Origin of the sequence: Mesorhizobium sp. M4A.F.Ca.ET.050.02.1.1 (genome assembly GCF_003997725.1) — a bacterium.
Lineage (GTDB): Bacteria > Pseudomonadota > Alphaproteobacteria > Rhizobiales > Rhizobiaceae > Mesorhizobium.
On record NZ_RZSG01001149.1, the window covers coordinates 1 to 1,375 of the forward strand.

The 1,375-nt window shown below is 63.1% G+C and carries 1 protein-coding gene; it reads left to right on the top strand.

Annotated features, from left to right (window positions below):
- Nucleotides 1–16: 16 nt before the first annotated feature.
- The coding region (locus EOA33_RS35840; RefSeq protein ID WP_145989515.1) for an ATP-binding protein at nt 17–1,375 on the top strand (1,359 nt) is incomplete at its 3' end.

The window sequence follows — 1,375 nt, forward strand, 5'->3', positions numbered from 1 at the left end:
GCTAAGGCCTGTGACCTTGGATCAAGCCACGGCGGGCCGAGAAGCGCGCGAGGAGTTCGAACTGCTTGCCAGCTACGCCGCCGCTGTTGTGGCCGAATATGAACGCGATGGAAAATCGTGGCTCCCCGCGACGGACGACCAACGCGCGGAAATGATGGATGCGGTTGCTGCGGATGCGGGCTGCTTCATCAGCGGCCCTTCCGGCTGCGGCAAGTCCCTGATGGCGAAGTGGCTCGCGGCGAGCCTTGCTGAGGCGGGACACCCGACTTTCTTTATCGCCGCGAAGAACTTCACTGGCTCGTGGGCCGAGTGCCTGCGCAGGGAGGTTGGGCTTCTCACCGACAGTGCTCCGGCGAAGCTCTATCGCGCGGTCGCGCGCTCCGACCGGCCAGTCTTTCTGATCATTGATGGCACGAACGAGTTCGGTGCGGCAGCCTCGGAGGCGCTCCGTGGTGTCCGGGCACTGGCGAGGCGGATGGGAGCACTGCTCGTCATCACCGGTCAAGATGCAAAACCGGGCGAGTTTGCTGGACTCGGAGGGGTAGCCGTGGCTCCCCCGAGCTTGGAGTTGAAGAAGCGGATAGCACGAGCAGTTGGAGGGCAACTCACAACGGTCGCTCTGGACGTGCTCCGGGCAGTTGGATCGGGCATCGAGGCCGCTCTCGTGGGGCAAATTGGTGCCGACCTGAAGGCCAACGCCACTCGCCTGCTTCTGATCGATCAATACATCCGCAAGCGTTTGGCTGGGCACGCGCGGGCCGGATCTTTCGGCTTGAGGCGGCTCGCAAGCTCGCTGCATATGCAGATCGCATTCTCGATGGCGGAGGCGAAGTTCGACGATTTCATGCACGCTGAAGGCCTGGGTTTTGGCGAGTGCGATGCGCTGTTTGCAGCCGGCCTGCTGGCTCGACGGTCGGGGCGCGTGTCGTTCTCTCATGAGATGATTCTGAATGCGTGCGCGGCGACCGATTTGGCACGAACGGCGGAAAGCGATCCCATAAGCTTTGGGCAGCGATTGTCGACGCCGATCCTCGAGCCGATCGCCGGCGACATCGTTGCGGCGATCGACGATGCGGCTGTCTGTCGAGGCGTCCTTTCCGAGGTGACGAGTTCGACATTGTTGGGCGATGCGGCGAGAGGACACTTTGGTCCGATCGCAGCTTCGAGCGCATGGGATTTGTTGAACGAGGCGACGGAAGCCTGTGTCGAGGAAATTCGTGGGGCTCGGCTTGCGCTCTCGAAAGAAGGGGATGCCGTCCGGATCGGCTGGGAAGACGAGACCCGGCGCAAGTGGACGCATCCGGAAGAGTCAAGGCTCCGCGCGGTCGGTCGCCTTGCCGTCCGCGGATCTGGCCTCGACGTCTTCCTTAGGCTC